Annotated in this window: 15 protein-coding genes; all 15 read left to right on the top strand. The window is 45.7% G+C overall.

What is annotated here, in order from left to right; genetic code table 11:
• Nucleotides 1-11: 11 nt before the first annotated feature.
• Complete coding sequence (locus tag AAA927_RS09400; RefSeq protein WP_338217634.1) at nucleotides 12-674, top strand: YveK family protein; 663 nt, start codon at nucleotides 12-14, stop codon at nucleotides 672-674.
• A 20-nt stretch (nucleotides 675-694) separates the two neighbouring features.
• The gene (locus tag AAA927_RS09405; protein ID WP_338217635.1) at nucleotides 695-1,330 is read left to right on the top strand and encodes a cellulose synthase operon protein YhjQ/BcsQ; all 636 of its coding nucleotides are present in this window, start codon (nucleotides 695-697) and stop codon (nucleotides 1,328-1,330) included.
• Between the two features lie 31 nt (nucleotides 1,331-1,361).
• Nucleotides 1,362-2,246 (top strand): LicD family protein, encoded by an 885-nt coding sequence (locus AAA927_RS09410; RefSeq protein ID WP_338217636.1) that lies wholly within the window; start codon nucleotides 1,362-1,364, stop codon nucleotides 2,244-2,246.
• Between the two features lie 12 nt (nucleotides 2,247-2,258).
• A complete protein-coding gene (locus AAA927_RS09415) occupies nucleotides 2,259-3,200 on the top strand; it encodes a glycosyltransferase (protein ID WP_338217637.1) in 942 nt (313 codons plus the stop codon).
• 12 nt (nucleotides 3,201-3,212) lie between these two features.
• Nucleotides 3,213-4,181 (top strand): glycosyltransferase family 2 protein, encoded by a 969-nt coding sequence (locus AAA927_RS09420; protein ID WP_338217638.1) that lies wholly within the window; start codon nucleotides 3,213-3,215, stop codon nucleotides 4,179-4,181.
• Between the two features lie 21 nt (nucleotides 4,182-4,202).
• The gene (locus tag AAA927_RS09425) at nucleotides 4,203-5,318 is read left to right on the top strand and encodes an EpsG family protein (RefSeq protein ID WP_338217639.1); all 1,116 of its coding nucleotides are present in this window, start codon (nucleotides 4,203-4,205) and stop codon (nucleotides 5,316-5,318) included.
• A 28-nt stretch (nucleotides 5,319-5,346) separates the two neighbouring features.
• Nucleotides 5,347-6,234, top strand: a complete 888-nt coding sequence (locus AAA927_RS09430; protein WP_338217640.1) for a glycosyltransferase family protein — start codon at nucleotides 5,347-5,349, stop codon at nucleotides 6,232-6,234.
• A gap of 37 nt (nucleotides 6,235-6,271) precedes the next feature.
• Complete coding sequence (locus AAA927_RS09435; RefSeq protein WP_338217641.1) at nucleotides 6,272-7,813, top strand: lipopolysaccharide biosynthesis protein; 1,542 nt, start codon at nucleotides 6,272-6,274, stop codon at nucleotides 7,811-7,813.
• Nucleotides 7,814-7,941: 128 nt separating this feature from the next.
• Nucleotides 7,942-8,814 (top strand): glucose-1-phosphate thymidylyltransferase RfbA, encoded by an 873-nt coding sequence (rfbA, locus tag AAA927_RS09440; protein ID WP_338217642.1) that lies wholly within the window; start codon nucleotides 7,942-7,944, stop codon nucleotides 8,812-8,814.
• Between the two features lie 17 nt (nucleotides 8,815-8,831).
• Complete coding sequence (gene rfbC, locus AAA927_RS09445; RefSeq protein ID WP_338217650.1) at nucleotides 8,832-9,398, top strand: dTDP-4-dehydrorhamnose 3,5-epimerase; 567 nt, start codon at nucleotides 8,832-8,834, stop codon at nucleotides 9,396-9,398.
• Nucleotides 9,399-9,400: 2 nt separating this feature from the next.
• A complete protein-coding gene (rfbB, locus tag AAA927_RS09450) occupies nucleotides 9,401-10,426 on the top strand; it encodes a dTDP-glucose 4,6-dehydratase (protein ID WP_338217643.1) in 1,026 nt (341 codons plus the stop codon).
• A gap of 77 nt (nucleotides 10,427-10,503) precedes the next feature.
• A complete protein-coding gene (gene rfbD, locus AAA927_RS09455; protein ID WP_338217644.1) occupies nucleotides 10,504-11,349 on the top strand; it encodes a dTDP-4-dehydrorhamnose reductase in 846 nt (281 codons plus the stop codon).
• 345 nt (nucleotides 11,350-11,694) lie between these two features.
• Nucleotides 11,695-13,392, top strand: coding sequence for an LTA synthase family protein (locus tag AAA927_RS09460; protein ID WP_338217645.1), 1,698 nt, complete (start codon nucleotides 11,695-11,697; stop codon nucleotides 13,390-13,392).
• A gap of 262 nt (nucleotides 13,393-13,654) precedes the next feature.
• Nucleotides 13,655-14,797, top strand: a complete 1,143-nt coding sequence (locus AAA927_RS09465; protein ID WP_338217646.1) for an acyltransferase family protein — start codon at nucleotides 13,655-13,657, stop codon at nucleotides 14,795-14,797.
• A gap of 1,229 nt (nucleotides 14,798-16,026) precedes the next feature.
• On the top strand, nucleotides 16,027-17,319 hold the full coding sequence (locus tag AAA927_RS09470) for a hypothetical protein (RefSeq protein ID WP_338217647.1): 1,293 nt from the start codon (nucleotides 16,027-16,029) through the stop codon (nucleotides 17,317-17,319).
• The last annotated feature ends 72 nt before the right edge of the window (nucleotides 17,320-17,391 follow it).

The raw sequence follows: 17,391 nt of genomic DNA on the forward strand, positions 1-17,391 counted from the left end.
GGAGGACTTTCATGCAAGAGATTAGTTTGAGTGACGTTTTTAGAATCATCGGTCGGCGGTTGTGGCTCATCATACTTATTACCGTTGCTGTGGCAGGAGTGATTGGGCTAGTCGCGGTTCCGCGCACTTCGCCAGTTTATCAGGTCCAAGGGCAAATTGTGATAAAGCCTAAAAGAAGTTTAGGTGATGATACTTCTACTCAAAATGCCTACGCCAATCAATTGGTCGCGACGAGTCAAGACCTGATTAAAAGTACCGAGGTGCTTTCCTCAGTTTCGGAGAAGCTGGCAAAGGAGTCCGTTAACATGTCCGCCGGCGATTTGCTGGCAGGACTTTCTGTTACGAACAGTCCCAATTCTCTTTTGTTGGGGCTTGAGATGGACTATACCAATGAAAATAACGCGGTTGCAGCATTAAATATGGTTATGTCAGAGTTTCAAGAAATTGCGCCACATTATCTATCAATCTCGAAGGTTGCAATCGTGAAGGGAAATCTTCCCGTTTCAAAGACTTCAACTGGTCGTAGGCAGATTAAGTACCTAATTGCAGGTGTCGTGCTTGGGGGGGCGATTGCGTTACTGACAGTCTTCGCCCTTGAATATTCACGACATGTTATCCGGGATTCCAAATATTTGGAAAAGAAGTTTGGCTTACGAACAATTCAAGTTCTTTAATCGGAAAGGTATGGTATAGCATGTCAAAAGGGAGTCAATTGCCCAAGAAATATCGCGTGGATCAACTCGTTGGTAGCCAGTCAATGGCGTCGCTTGCTGCGAAGTTACAAGCCATCCAGCGTACAACAAATTGCAATGCCTTTATCGTTGTTTCACCATCCCAGCTGGACGGTAAAACCTCTGTCGCTGTTAGTCTTGCAATTGAGTATGCTCATTCAGGGTCTAAGGTTGCACTCGTCCAGGCAAACCCGTTCGAAACTGAGAATTATTTCGACGTCGCTACGGGCGAGGGCTTGGCGGACCTACTTGCAGTACCAATCGAAGCGGCAAGTACCACTTCGGCTTTCCAAACTACCAATGTGGAAGGCTTACAGTTCCTTCCTTTTGGTACAGTAGATGGACAAGCTTTGACCGGAGATCAGATTAGTCGTTTTCCAAGACTGCTGGAGCTATTGGATTCAGAGTTCGATTTAGTCCTTTTTGATGGCCCGGCAATGGATGAAGGTAGTGTTGGAACAGCGCTGAGCTTGTCGGTCGGCGCAGCATTAATCGTTGTTAGACGCAATCACAGTAAAACGCCTGATGCTGATGCAATGGCTGATACTTTTAAGAGTATCGACGTCGACGTTGTGGGTGTGGTTTCGTTGGAAGGCTAATTGTTTGATGCATAGAGAGGTGTTTCTCTAATTGGTTAAGATTGCAGATTTATCTAAGGCCACTCCTGAACAGATGAGAGCCCTACAATTAAAGGAGCTTGAAATCCTGAAGTATGTGGCTGGGCTGTGTGATGCGAATGGACTAACCTACTTCATGTGCGGAGGCACCTGCATTGGGGCAATTCGACATCATGGTTTCATTCCTTGGGATGATGATGTCGATATTTTTATGCTTAGAGCGGACTATGAGCGACTTTATAAAAATTGGTCGGAATATTCTACTGACCCGAAGTATCAAATCTGCAGGTCCGATTCAACTCACAACTACCATCACGCTGCAATGACAGTGAATGATAGTCAAACCACCTTTATCAACTTTCGTACCCAGCAAGAAGACGTCAACCAGGGCATCGCAATCGATATTATTCCAATTGACAATTTGGCCGCTACGCCAACAGGGCGGTTCAAGCAGCGGCTAAATGCAATTCTGTTCTCAATCTTTATCAATCAGCGGTTGCCAGATCATCAGGGTAAGCTCTTGAGGGTACTTACCGCGTTTCCGCTCGCAGTGGTACGTTCATCGAAAGCCAGGTACAGGGTATGGCAAGCTGCCGAACGTCGCATGATTGCCGCGAAATCAGACGGGAAAGAGCTGGTAGAACTTGCCAGCGGACTCAAAGGATTGTTTCGGCCCTTCAACCCCCAGTGGTTTGCCGGCGTGAAGTGGATGGCGTTCGAGGATACTCAGATGCCAGTAATGCAAGGATACGATGAGTATCTGAGCTTGGTCTTTCACGATTATATGAAGATGCCGCCCGTGAGCGAGCAACTTGCAAAGCATCACACGGTGCTGATTGACACTGAAACGCCGTATTTAGCCTATCGTGGTAAGGCCTATCTCGTTTCCGATAATTAAGGAGTTATTATATTGACACTGCCAACAGTGAAAGTTCTACTATCAACGTATAACGGTGAGGAGTATCTTTTGCCGCTACTAGATACATTAATGCGGCAACAGCAGGTGACGGTGCGCCTGGTGATTCGAGATGATGGATCGACAGATCGGACCCCGCAACTGTTAAAAGAGTATCAATACGACCATGACATCAAGGTGGACTTCGGTCAAAATGTTGGTTGGCGTGATAGTTTTATGACGTTGTTGAAGAATGTGCCCGCCGATGACGACAGCGACTACTATGCCTTTGCTGATCAGGACGATCTTTACGATTCTGACAAGCTGATTATTGCAGTCAATCGGCTGGCAGATATGAATAATCAGCCAGCGCTTTATCATAGCAATGTGACTTTTGCTGATGCAGAAGGTCGCCCGCTTGGTGATAAGTACCCACGTGACATGATACCAACCACAAAGTTACCGGAGTGTTATTTTGATTCGAAGTGGATGGGTACGACCATGGTGTTTAATCGAGGCTTGATGGCTCTCATTCGGCGACATGTGCCGATCAACAATACAGTTCATGATGCCTACGTGATTAATATTGCCCAGTTTTTTGGAACGGTAATTTACGATTCTACCCCACACATGAAGTATCGACGGCATGAATCGGCCGCGACAGGTTTTGGAAAGTCGAATTCCGTTCAAAAAATTAAAACGCCTACTTTGCTAGATCGCTATCGCAGATATAAGGCGAATAAGTATCCAAATCCATTTTCGAACCGCGCAAAAGAAATTCTGATTGGGTATGATGCCTTACTTTCACCAGCGCAACGCAGTTTTCTGACCGTCTTAGCAGAGTATCGGCAGAACTTACCTGCAAGGCTCAGGTTGATTTTTGATCCGAGAATCCGAGCCTCAAATCTCAGACAGACACTACAGATTCGTTATCGGGTCATCGCTAATACGTTATAGGAGGAATAGATTTTGCAAGAATCAAAGATTGTGATTTGTATGTCCACATATAACGGTGAAAAGTTTTTAGCCTCGCAATTAGACTCCTTTATTGACCAGGACTATCAGAACTGGGAGTTGGTGGTACACGATGACGGTTCGACTGATGGCACCATCAAGCTCATCCAGAGGTACCAAGCGAGAGACCGACGGATAAAGTTGATTCCTGGGGATGGTCATCAGGGCATCAAACAGGCCTTTTTGAGTCTACTAACTAAAGTTGAAGGAGATTATTATGCATTTAGTGATCAGGATGACGTGTGGCACGCGAACAAACTGACGACCCTGCTGCGGACGCTGGCCAGTGAGCCTTCAGCAACACCGACTCTGGTCTACTCACGTTACGATGAAATCGATGGGGCAGGTAACCGCATTCCTCGGACCGGTCGGCAACCAATCTATAAGACTCAGCTAAAAGACTTGTTGCTCATTAATACCGTCACGGGATGTACAGTTATGTTTAATCGGAGTCTGCGGAATCAGTTGATTGCGCCGTTGGCCAGTCTTGATATCGAAGCGTTACATATGCACGATTGGTGGGCCGCACTGGTTGCCAGTGCTCTTGGAAAAGTGATTTTCGTTGATCAGGAGTTGGTATCATACCGGCAACACGGCACAAACGTGCTGGGAGCTCCGGGTCACCTTGATTTCGGTGTGAGACTGCGTAAGTTTTTGCACTTGGCCGAGAGTAGAATAGTCCATTCCGGATCGCGGCAGGCCCAACAGTTGCTGAGCTGTTATTCTAATCAACTGAAGAGTCAGCAGGTTCCTCTGGTGCGGGGTGTAGCCAATCTTTTTGAAGGATGGCACCCACTGCATAATTTCAGATTTCTGAAGACAAACCACTTATTCATCAGTTCGAAGTTTCTCAATATTGAATTAACAATCCTCTTGTTTTTGCCCCCTCGAGCGAGGCGAAGGGTATTTGCGCGTAACGATTAATCAAGATTGGGGGTGGGACCATTGCTCTTTTTTGCTTCCGAATTAATAGATTTTGCTTCTCAGATTTCTGTGAAGGCAAGACAAGCCGTAGGTGCAGTCAGCATGCTCGTGTTAGGGTATCTGGCTGCAATTACTAGTCCCACAAGAAATCTGGACTATCAATCCTATCAGACGCAATACATGATTACACAGCACCAACCTGCCGCAGCTTGGAAGTTCGAAAAGGGCTATTCGTGGCTTAACATATTTTTTGGCAGGCTTGGGTTTGACTATCAGGCATTTCGCTGTGTGGTCTGTTTCCTGGCTGTGCTGATAATGTATGTCGGGGTCAGACGGCTGACAAAAAATACAGCATTATTCGCTGGAATTTATGGGATTACAGTTTTTTTGCTCGATGCCACGCAGATTCGAAATTTCATAATGGTTTCATTTGTGGTGTTGGCTGTCTCCTTCCTAGTTGACAAATCAACTTTCCATTTGATCGTTGCGTTTGGACTGATTCTTCTGGGAGCTCAGTTTCACTCGCTGGGCTATATCTTTTTGCTCTTGATCCCGATGAGGCTAATTCCCTTCCGCGTTCTTTATCGCTACACGATGGGGCTGGTCTCTGCTAGCTTGATCATTATTCTCGGGCTGAAGCTGGTTGGGGTGAAACCATTCCTGAAGGTTCTTGCAAAGATTGTTTCACTGTTCGTCAGTCGCGCAAGTGTCGCACAAAAGATTGCCTCGCAGTATGGGAATGGTAGTGTTCTCGTACGCTACGTTGCCGTGGTTGTGGCAACTTTGATGGCCTTTTTTCTGGTGTGGTTCCTCTACAGGATCATCTCTACAACGCAAGACGAGCGCCTGCTTCAGACCTATCAGACTCTATACCGCGCAATGTTGCTTGCGGTGTTGATGTTACCCACGCTTTCTTTAGATGATGACTATGCACGAATTCCCAGATCGTTGTTCCTTTTTGCCGTTATCGGAATTGCACTTTTCTATGAAAATCGCGAAAAGATAAAATTGGACAAGATGTTTTCGTTGGTCACTTTCGTTATTATTATCGTTTGCATTGCAAATTCGTTCACTCATCTATTGATGTGGGGACCGGCATTTAGAAGTAGCTTGGTGTATCTCATCCACCTCGCGTGATTTGGACAAGAAGGGAAGAAAAAATAGCATGGAGTCTTGGGGTGTTGTCATTGTTTTGTACCACCCAGATTTGGCCCATCTAGAGCAAATAGTGGGCATAATTGAGCAGAAAACGACCTCAATCGTGCTAGTGAATAATGGTCGCAAAATACCGGCAAGCTTCAAGTACAATCACTATGTTCTGGAACTTGATCGGAACTCGGGTATTGCATATGCACAGAATGCAGGAGTTCATCGACTTTGTGAATCTTTTCCGGAACTGGAAGCCGTTTTCTTCCTGGACCAGGATTCGACAGTTGCACCGGATTTTTTCTCGCTGATGCTCACAGCATGGCGGAAAATACACAATAAATATCCGAGCTTAGCTATGCTTAGCCCGCGTGTTAACCGGATGACTGAGGGCGGTGACTACTCAACGCTTGCTGTCAATGATGGTCGTTTTGTCAAACGTAAGATTGATTTTTCAGTGACACCTGTGGTGACTGGAACTCTACCGATTTCTAGTGGGATTTTAGTGTCGGTTATTGCTTTTAATCAGGTTGGAGGGTTGAACGCTCGCTGGTTTATCGACTGGGTTGACTTTGATTTTGATCTTAACCTCCTTGCGAACGGCTATCTCACGGCAACTACTTCGGAAGCAACAATCGTTCATCAAATTGGTTCGCCAAATCGACGCCGCTTTTTCGGGAAAAGCATCGCAGTGACGAACTACGTGCTTTTTCGAGAATTCTATACAGCAAGAAATGGTATCTACCTAATTCGAAAGTATGGTCACTATGTAAAAGGATTGACTGCTTACTGTTTGGGGCAAATTGCTCGTCGTTACCTGATGCTTCTTTACGAGCCAAAGAAAGTTCGCCGTTTCATTACCCTAACCCACGGTGTGCTGAGCGGTCTCATCAGTTCATACCGTTAGAATTACCCCGCTACAATAGCAAAAAAGGAGGAACGAAATGATTTCAAGAAGGAAAGCCTCCATCCGAAATGCATCGGCGGCATTTTCGACGCAGTTGGTAATGATGATTGGCCAATTTGCGGTTCAAACCGTTTTTGTTCATACTCTAGGAGCGAAATACTTAGGCGCTAACGGATTGTTCAATAACCTCATCACCTTCTTGTCGTTTGCGGAATTGGGAATAGGCTCCGCGTTCAGCTATGCTCTTTACAAGCCGCTCGCCGAGAAGGACGAGGACGCGGTTGCGGGCATTATGGCATTATTTCGAAAGGTTTACAATGCCATTGGTTTGATCATACTCGCAGCCGGACTAATCCTATCGCTGTTCGTCCCATGGTTCATTCAGGGAGGAACATCATTTCCGCACGTACGGTTCTATTTTATTCTTTATCTTCTTAGCACCGTTGTCAGCTACTTTTTCACATACAATCGTTCACTTCTGATTGCAGATCAGAAGAGCTATGTGGACTCTTTGAACCAGTTCGTTTTTTCGGTTGGACGGTATATATTTCAAATTATTTTTCTGCTGTTGTTCAACAGTTACGTGGGATACTTAGTAGTGATGATTCTCAGTAACTTTTTATCGAATCTGGCCATTACGATTCGATCTCACAAGCGCTATCCTTATCTTAAAACCGCAAAACAGGAACAGGTTGATCCTGTAGTTTTAAGTGAAATTAAACATAATGTAGTGGGGACGATTTCCTCTAAAGTTGGCGCAATCGTAGTCTCCGGCACAGATAATATCTTAATTTCCAAGTTTCTGGGCTTAACGTTGGTGGGTTTATACTCGAATTATGCCTTAATTATGACTAGTATTACGCGGTTGTTAACACAGGTATTCAGTTCCGTCATTGCCAGTTTTGGGAATCTAGGGGTGACAGAGAAGGACAACACACAGAAACAGCTGGACATGTTTGACCAGTTTACGTATTACAATGCGATATCCGTTTTCTTTATAGGCTTGGTGTCGTTTGCATTTTTTCCACCGTTTATCCGTCTTTGGTTAGGTGACCATTATCAGTTGCCCGAATCGACACTTTTCTTTATTGTCATCAATTTTGTGCTTGGTCAATTTCGGCCCGCATTGAACATGGTCAATGCATATGGCCTGTTCTGGGGTTATCGAATCAAGTCAATTGTTGAGGCGGTCACGAACTTTTTTCTGAGCCTTGCGCTTGTCTATTTCACAAAAATGGGAATTGATGGTGTGCTGCTTGGAACAATTATCGGGAATCTGCTGGTTAACTCATGGTGGGATCCATTAATCCTTTTTCAAGGCGCATATCATGTCAGTATGCGGCGTTTCTATGCGAAGTACTGGGTCTATTTGCTTACTTTTGGGGGGTTGCTAATGGCTGAGCATCTCCTGTTGAACCTCATTGGTTATGTACCAAGTGGCTTATTTGCAGTGGTTGGGTTCGGAATTACGGTCTGCCTTGTTGTAGTTTTGGCCTTATTGGCCGTTTTCGCCAAAACAAAGGGACAACGGGGATTAATTGCTGGAGTGAAACGCGTTTTGCTGCGCCAAAAGGCTTGAACGAGCTTGCTGGAGTCGCAACTTTTAAACAGTCTTTAATGTCTGAAGCAGTGACGTATGATAGTGTATACAGTGTAGAGTGGAAGTTTCACGAAACTTAACAAGCAATTGAAAGTGGGGTTTTTCAAATGAAGGGTATTCTCCTTGCGGGTGGGTCTGGTACGCGACTTTATCCGATTACGAAAACTATTTCCAAGCAGCTGGTACCAGTTTACGATAAACCAATGATCTACTATCCGCTGTCAACCATGATGTTGGCGGGGATTAAAGATATTTTGTTAATTTCTACTCCACGCGATATTAGTCGGTTCGAGGATTTGCTAGGCGATGGATCGCAACTTGGCATCAATATCACCTATAAAATTCAAGAAAAGCCAAACGGACTAGCAGAAGCCTTCATCGTGGGGGCGGATTTCATTGGCGACGATTCTGTCTGCCTGATCTTGGGGGACAACATCTATTACGGGAGTGGCCTTTCTGAAATGGTCCAGCGCTCGGCAAAGAAACAACGAGGTGCGACCGTGTTTGGCTATCAGGTCACGGATCCAGAACGGTTTGGGGTCGTTGCCTTCGATGAGGCGCACCACGTAAAGTCAATCGTGGAGAAACCTGCTCACCCCGAAAGTAATTATGCAGTTACCGGGATGTATTTCTACGACAACCAGGTCGTCGAAATTGCAAAGAATTTGAAACCATCACCGCGGGGTGAGTTGGAAATCACCGATGTTAACAAGGTGTACTTAGAGCGTAATGAATTGGATGTCGAGTTGCTTGGCCGCGGTTACGCTTGGCTCGACACTGGCACTCATGAATCACTTCATGAAGCCTCTGCTTTCATTGAGACGGTCCAGAAGCGTCAGAACCTCCGAATTGCTTGCATTGAAGAGGTGGCGTATCGTATGGGGTACATTGACAAAAAGCAGTTGTTCCAACTGGGTGAGCCCATGAAGAAGAACGACTATGGTCAGTATATTCAACGGATTGCGCAACAGGAAAAATAGGAGGCGTCATTGTGAGTTTGAAAGTTATCTCCACAAAATTACAGGATGTAAAGATTGTCGAAACTGATGTATTCGGTGACAATCGCGGTTTCTTTACTGAGACCTGGACGCGCGACAAGTTCGCAGAGGCTGGGATTACAACTGATTTCAATCAAGATAATCAGAGTCTTTCGGCTGAAGCCGGTGTGCTGCGTGGTATGCATTATCAGATGGCGCCGTACGCGCAGACCAAGCTGGTCCGTGTTGTAACCGGGGTGGTTGAAGACGTCTTGGTCGACATCCGCAAGGGCTCGCCAACCTACGGCCAGTGGGAAGGCTATATCTTGAGCGAGTTCAACCACCGTCAGCTGTTCGTTCCGAAGGGTTTTGCGCACGGCTTTATCACCCTGACTCCCAACGTTAACTTCTGCTACAAGGTGGAAGGTGTTTACGCACCCCAGGCAGATCGCGGGATTGCCTTCGATGATCCGGATATTGGGATTGACTGGCCGATGCCATTGACGCACCTAATTATGTCCGAAAAGGATACGAAGCATCCACAATTGAAGGATGCCGAAAACAATTTTGTTTACGGGGAGATCTAACAATGAAAATTATGGTTACCGGCGGAGCCGGGTTCATCGGCTCGAACTTTGTCCGTTATGTCTACAACAATCATCCTGATGTTGAGATTATCGTTTTGGATAAGTTGACGTACGCGGGCAACAAAGATAATATTGCCGATATTTTGGGCGACCGTGTTCAGCTTGTGGTTGGAGACATCTGTGACGCGCCGCTTGTAGATAAGCTGATGAGTCAAGTTGACGCCTGTGTTCATTATGCTGCGGAAAGTCACAACGACAATTCTTTGCTGGACCCGAGTCCTTTTCTACACAGCAACGTGGTTGGCACGTACACCTTGCTGGAAGCTGCCCGCAAATATGACGTTCGCTTTCACCATGTGTCAACGGATGAAGTTTATGGCGATTTGCCATTGCGGGAAGACCTGCCTGGCCACGGCGATGGTGTCGGCGAGAAGTTCACGACTGAAAGTCGGTACAACCCTTCGAGTCCTTACTCATCAACAAAAGCAGCCAGTGACATGTTGGTTCATGGGTGGACGAGGTCTTTCAAAGTACGGGCAACGATTTCGAATTGCTCGAACAACTACGGACCCTACCAACACATTGAAAAATTTATTCCACGCCAAATTACAAATATTCTGAGTGGAATCACACCTAAGCTGTACGGAACCGGTAAGAACGTCCGCGATTGGATTCACACTGAAGACCATTCTCGAGCAGTTTGGACCATTCTGACGAAGGGAAAAATCGGAGAAACCTACTTGATTGGTGCTGATGGGGAGCAGGACAACAAGACGGTGCTTGAGATGATTCTTAAGCAGATGGGCAAGTCCCCTGACGATTATGAGCAAGTCAAGGATCGGCCTGGTCACGATTTACGCTATGCTATCGACTCAACCAAGCTTCGTACGGAACTGGGTTGGGCACCGAAGTTTACCGACTTTGAAACTGGGCTGGCGCATACCATTCAATGGTACACCGAGCATGAAGCGTGGTGGCAAGCAGAAAAGGCAGCAGTCGAGGCCAAGTATGCAAAGCAAGGTCAATAGACTAGCGCTTTTGCTAGCGATGATGAAACGCGAAGCATCTTGAATGCTTCGCGTTTGTGCGAGAAAGGGAGATTAGAGTGAAGATTTTAATTACTGGTGCGCAAGGGCAGCTAGGAACTGAATTACGTCACCTGTTGGATGCTCGCGGTTACGCATACCGCGCTACCGATTCGAAGGAACTAGACATCACAGATGCGGCCGCGGTCGATGCGTACTTTGCAGCTTTCCGGCCGGACATTGTTTATCACTGTGCAGCATACACCGCAGTTGATAAAGCCGAGGATGAAGGCAAAGCCGTAAATCAACTGGTTAACGTGACGGGAACCGAAAACATTGCGAAGGCAGCTGGTCAGTACGATGCAACGGTCATCTACATCAGCACGGACTATGTCTTCGACGGAGATCGAAAAGAGATGTATACCGTCGATGACGAGCCGGCGCCACGGAATGAGTACGGTCGGACCAAGTATGAAGGTGAACTCGCCATTCAGAAGTATGCACCTAAGTACTACATTATCCGTACCTCATGGGTGTTTGGTGAGTACGGACATAACTTTGTTTACACCATGCTCAACTTGGCGAAGACGCATGATAAACTTACTGTCGTCAATGATCAGTTTGGACGGCCATCCTGGACGAAGACGCTAGCGAACTTCATGGTATTTGCGGTTGACCAGAAACTTGAATATGGCATCTATCACCTGTCCAATGAGAACAGTTGCAACTGGTATGAGTTTGCTACCGCTATTCTTGCAGATACCAATACCGAGGTCCTACCTGTCACCAGTGCAGAGTACCCTCAGAAGGCATGGCGCCCACGGCATTCTCTGCTCGACCTCAGCAAGACTGAAGCGACCGGGTTTAAGATTCCGACGTGGCAAGAGGCATTGTCCGAATTTATGGCTGAAATTGCTAAAAAGTAGACGATTGCGGAACATCGATATCTGAGGGCAATCAATACTCAGAATAAGTCAGGGTCGTATACTGTTTGTAGGAGCCTCCTATATTTAGCGGGCTTCATTCTTTAAGGTTCTGTGACAAAAGGTGTTGATTAGTATCAATACCAAGAGATCATAGGGCCTTTTTTGTTCGAGGTATGTCGCGCATTATAGTAAGTCGCCTTCACAGCGAGTAGCTGCAGCTGTGAGCAGGCCTCAATGCTTTACCCATCCAACTAATCAACGCTACCGCTTTGCTAAGAGGTGGATTATACTGTTAACATCATGAATGAAAATATTTCATAAATATCTAGACGAAGAGGTATCCCAGTGGACAGGTTTCTTAATTTGATAGCGGCGTTTAAAGTGCGCGTTGCACCATACTGTACGATTCTCACTCTATGTAAAATTGTCATTTCGATCGCGCTTGTTGTAACACCGAATTTATTTGCAGGCACACCTATGCATGCCGTCCTTGAACTGGGCGAATTATTCCTTGTGTATGGCGGTGTGCTGGTTCTAGGCAAGCATTTACGTTACTTCAGCTATGTGCTTTCTTCGTTACTGACATTACTTATTGTCTCACAGGAGTGGGTTCATCTATTTTCGGGTTCATTTGTTACAAAGATTATGCTGGACAACGTTCAAAATCTCAAAGCCCTGGGTCCGGCACTGCCGAAGTATATCACTATTGTTGTACTCGTCGTCATTGTTTCATTTTTACCGGTTCACTTTCTGCGTTACCCGTCGCCAAAGTTTCGGATTACAATAATTGCGCTCGGGGGCTTATTTGGTGTAGCGGTTCATATGACGCAACGTACCACTGCAATCAAGGCAACTTGGATCGAGTATGGTGTCTATCGAGCGGCAGCAAAAACAGCTCAAAAGATAGCAGAAAATGAACGGCATAAAGCTAGTATAATTCGTTCATTCGAAAAATCTTCAGTTTCTGGGGGAATCAAGATTGACGTAAAACACGCCAATGTTATCGTTATCTTTGCTGAAGGCACAAGCCACAAAACCATTGATGAAACTGCTGCTAAGTATCCCGGACTGATGCCAAACCTGACCAAATTTGCGACTCAGACCGATAATTTTGTGAATTATTTTAACCATACTGCTCCAACGTACAAGGGAGTTCGCGGGCAGCTCTTTTCTTCGTATCAATATGATGAGGGATACTGGGGAACCAAAAATGCTAAACAAATCGCCGAGCGAACGGACACGCCGTTGATAGGAGTGCCTCAAATTCTCCGAAAACGTGGTTACTATACTGAGTTCATTAATCCGGAACCGTTGCATGCACAATTTACCCCGTATCTGAAAACATTAGGCTTTAATCGAGTCATATCGGGAGAGAAAAAAACCTGGTCTCGGTCAGGGAGCACTACCTATCTTAGTGATGAGGATAATCTGAAATTACTGTTTAATCAGGCTAGTAATCTTAACAAGCAAGGAAAACGTTTCTTCCTAGGGACATATACTTTGGAGACGCATAACGGATGGTCCGTTAAGGATAATCATTATGGGAATGGTAAGAACGCTGTACTAAACAAGTTTCACAATCTCGATACTGTTTTTGGTGAGTTTCTAAGTAATTTTAATGCGAGTGAGCTGAGAAAGAACACTGTTCTAATCTTTACAACTGACCATGCGAGCTATCCATCGCCTGATTACACAGGCACAATGGACGATACACAGCAGGGCACTTTCATCTCCAAGATACCATTAATGATTTATTACCCGGGAATCAAACCGGAGACTATTGATGTGAAAGGAAGAAACTCTCTAGCGCTTGCTCCGACAGTGCTAGACTTGCTGGGAATTAGTAAAGTAAAGAATTACTTTTTGGGCACGTCGCTTTTCACAAACCAGCCAACGCAGTATGAAAATGTTTCTGCGATAGGAGAAAGCTTCTACTCAACTCGAAATGCACAGCTAACCAGCCTTCCGGCATCGATGAGTAAGCTGAAAAATAAAATTCTTCAATACGATTCATTCTCGCTGAACACAATTGGAAAAAAATGAAATCGAAAACTAACCGAATGGTAGCAAGGAGCTCACTAGGCTAATCTGGTTCCTTCATCAGAGGACGTGGGCAAAAAAGATGAGTAAAAGAAGTGGATTGCACTAATTGGCCTCTGCTTGCTCAATGATCAAATTTTCGCTGCTATCTATGTTCAACGTTTTGTTTGTAATTGTAAGTTCTCGGAGGAGTAGTGTAGTGTGGGCGGCGAGCTCATAGACACTTTGGGTATAATCAGAACAGCATGGTTTTTGGGGGGTAAAGTTGACGGATCGAATAAAAACCGAACAAGTAGCAATCACCGCCTCTCACGTAAAAGGGCGCGTTGCGTCAATTGATACGCTAAAAGCGTGGGCAATCATTTTTGTTGTCATGTCTCACTGCCATGTGATCAATCAAGGCGGAGTAGGGAATGCCATTTTTTTTGCGGTATCTGGATTTATGGCCGCAGCGCCATTTTCTCGACATCCACTAGAAGTTAGTTTCACCTCACCTAAAGATGTCCTTGTCTACTATGCCAAACGAATTATGAGAATTATGCCCCCATACTGGGCAATCGTACTGACTGTCAATCTAGTTTTTCCTGGCACGTATTTTAGTTCCAAGAGAGATTTATTCTCTTTCTTACTGCTAAAGAACGTGAGTGGGCACATCTGGTTCATGCAGAATATCATGATTCTTTACTTGATGACTCCATTAATAGGCATGCTAATTGCGGCACTCTTTGGGGTGATTAGGAAGATCTTTAACATAAAGGCTAGTTCGCCCAAGCTTCTCATGGTTTCAGGCATTTTCTTGATCATTGTAGCGGTCTACAACCCGAGAATTGATATTTTCTCAAAGATACTAACAGATAATGGCCAGCCATCTAGTTTGTTACTCGGTCCCTTCTTAATCGGAATGGCGACATCCTATTTTTGGCGTTTTTTAAAACCGCACTTGATTTTGTTTCAGAAATTGTGGATAAGAATTGCGTTCGATGTAGCGTCAGTCGCCATTGTCCTATTTCCACTTTATACCAGCAATGTATTTTTGCTTCGTTTTAATCCGCAACTTGCGACATTCTTCATTGGCTGGGTGCATCCGCTACTGTGTACGCTTATTTTTGGAATTCTTATTTTACTATTACTTTTAAATCCCAATGGCTTAGTCAGTCGACTAATGAGTTTCAACCCCTTCGCAATCATGGGGAAAGTGAGCTTCACCATCTATCTGGTTCACTGGTATATAATTCCACTGTTTTCAGGGGTAGCAAATCTACACATAAAAGTTTTGGCAGTTTATATACTGAGCTTAGGCATCGCTGTACTGGTATATCTTGCGATAGAAAAGCCTCTAGCAGTACTTCTTAAGACTAAGAGTGTCAAACAGTTCTGGAACGCGTATTCCCATATGGATATTGGTTGAGACCTATTGTAGAAGGTGTGGTAATATACGCCTCAAAAATTATATAAGTTACTCCTCCTCACAACCCGAAGGATTCAGACTAGCAATTAAATAAAGGATTGATTGATTTTGAATGGTGTTGCTCTCATTGTGCTCGGCTGAGGGGCTTTTCATCCCAAAATCCATTCGTAGTTCGGGTAAGACAATGGTTTCTAAAATCGTTGCCTGGATAATGATTCATGTGACACTTTCCCCATAGAGCGCCTAAAGACCCTTCACATACTGAGAGACATGGCTGGTTTCATCATTTATAAGGTTTCTGATGATGTGATGGGTCCCATGCTAATGAAATTTTGGGGTGGGCTGCATCAGCCTGTATTGTCACTTAGACATATGACTAAGCCAATCTAGCTTATCAAAATTTGCGTTCCAACAGGAATTGGATTAAAGCTTCGGATTCAACCAGACCAGCGCTGTCTTGTTGAATCCTTATTGCTCTTGTGAGCCGTGATGGCGAAATTGAACCCGTTTCCGGCCGGATCAGTACTTATGCCCGCCAGTCACCCAGCATGATATTCTGTGCCCGAGCCGCAATGTTAATGGACTCGCCACGCGCCCATGCAATAGGGTCGGGAACAAGCCTGGAAACTGTGTCAGATATGCAAACGTATCAAAAGCCAGACTGATGGCGTTTTTCACCACGAGGCTCTTTTGCGTCAACCAATTTTAATGAACCACGACATGGCATCGGCATCAAAGGTTTTTAGCTTTGATTTTTGCCCTAAATCTCTTTACTGAATGTAAGACTCAGCGGGCCACCACACGGCAACCCCGAGCAAGACTCTTTGAACACGGTTATGGCCACGATGGGCGAACCTTGGATTGGTTACATGGTGGACGTGGTAAGATTGCCGCCCAGCTGAGGCAATTAGGCAACGGGTTCAGTGTCTGTCATTGGCTGGTTCAGATTGTGAATGATGAGAGTGAACAGCGTACTGCGTAGAAATTGAACTGCCTTTATGTGGCCTCGTTTCTAACTGCTAACGCCTGATTGTTAGGTTACTTTTCAAATTTGTCGCGAGATGATCTAATGACTAAGATTGGCTTGAAGTCGTGAAAACGGGGAGGTGAACGTTCTTATGATGTTCAGACCACTGGAATCGATGATTTCCGTTATTTATTTTTGGCTAATGTGAGAATTAGTGTAAAATGTGACTATATAAATGGCAATCTATAGGAGTATTTGAGGTATGGGAACTGTGACAATGCGAATCAAAGTATTAACCTTATTTTGGGCGACCGTGTTCTTCGTTGGCGGCGTATCAGGCAACACGACCTTTGCGGCGAGTAGTGACAATGTGAGGACAACGGCCAAGACGTCAGCTAGTTCCACATCTGAGGAAAAGATTTCGGGGCCAGCAGAGGCGAATACGGAGTCGGGAATCACACCTGCTTCAGGTGTAGCAGAAGGGACAACCAGTCCGGTGATTTGGTACACGACGCAGGTGCAGAATAGAAGCTGGTTGCCGACGGTTTTGAACGGCAGGATGTCAGGAACGACTGGACAAAACCTACGCCTTGAGGCTATCCGAATTTCGGTTGGGCACCTGCCGGCTGGCATGACCGGAGGCATTTCGTACAGTGCACATGTACATAACGTGGGCTGGCAAAAGGAAGTCAGTAATGCTGCCACTTCTGGAACGGTCGGTCGCAGTCTTCAGATGGAGGCCATCCGGATTCATCTTACGGGGAGCCTAGCTCAGGACTACTCGGTGTATTATCGTGTACACACGCAAAACGTGGGGTGGACCGATTATGCCCATGACGGCGAAAAAGCCGGAAGCATTGGCATGAGCTGGAGAATGGAGGCCATTCAGATTGTGCTCGTGAAGCACGGCGAAGCCGTCCCAAAGGCCAGTGATTCTGTTAATTTCAAGGTGCTGAGCATGCCAGATTTGGCATACCAGGCACACACTAAGAATATCGGGTGGGGGCCTATCAAGCCTGCTGGTGCAATCGCCGGCACCACAGGCCGTTCTCTCCAAATGGAAGCGATGAAAGTGTTGATTGGCCCTCTTGACGAAGGGCTTACCGGTGGGCTCAAGTACCAGGCCCATGTGCAGAATAAGGGCTGGATGCCAATGGTGACGGATGGTCAGATTGCAGGAACCTCTGGTTTAGGACTGCGCGAAGAGGCTTTTGCCATTTCTGGTATTGGCGCGATTGGAAAATATTTCAATGTTTACTATCAAGGTTTTGCTCAAAACAAAGGATGGCTGGGTTGGACGCGCAACGGCGCGTACGCTGGGACAAGTGGTCTTTCCCTGCGTTTAGAAGCATACCGGGTAAAGTTGGTGCCTAAAGGGGCCGTGGCGCCTGGCAGTACTGCTAATAGTTTCGTTAAGGCGACATCCGGTTGGCGTTCGATTGGTGGCCATCTTAAGTATTTTGACGTGAATAAGAATAGGTATACAAAGACTTTTAAAGTCCCCAGTTTACAATTCAAGTGCAACACCCTGACGACTAGACCAAAAAGGCCATGAAGACCTATTCTTGTTAGTACTAGCTAAACAAGAAAGCAGGAATCTTCATGACCCACTCTCAGACTAACACCC

It is taken from the genome of Lacticaseibacillus salsurivasis (assembly GCF_036246225.1).
Classification (GTDB): Bacteria; Bacillota; Bacilli; order Lactobacillales; family Lactobacillaceae; genus Lacticaseibacillus; species Lacticaseibacillus salsurivasis.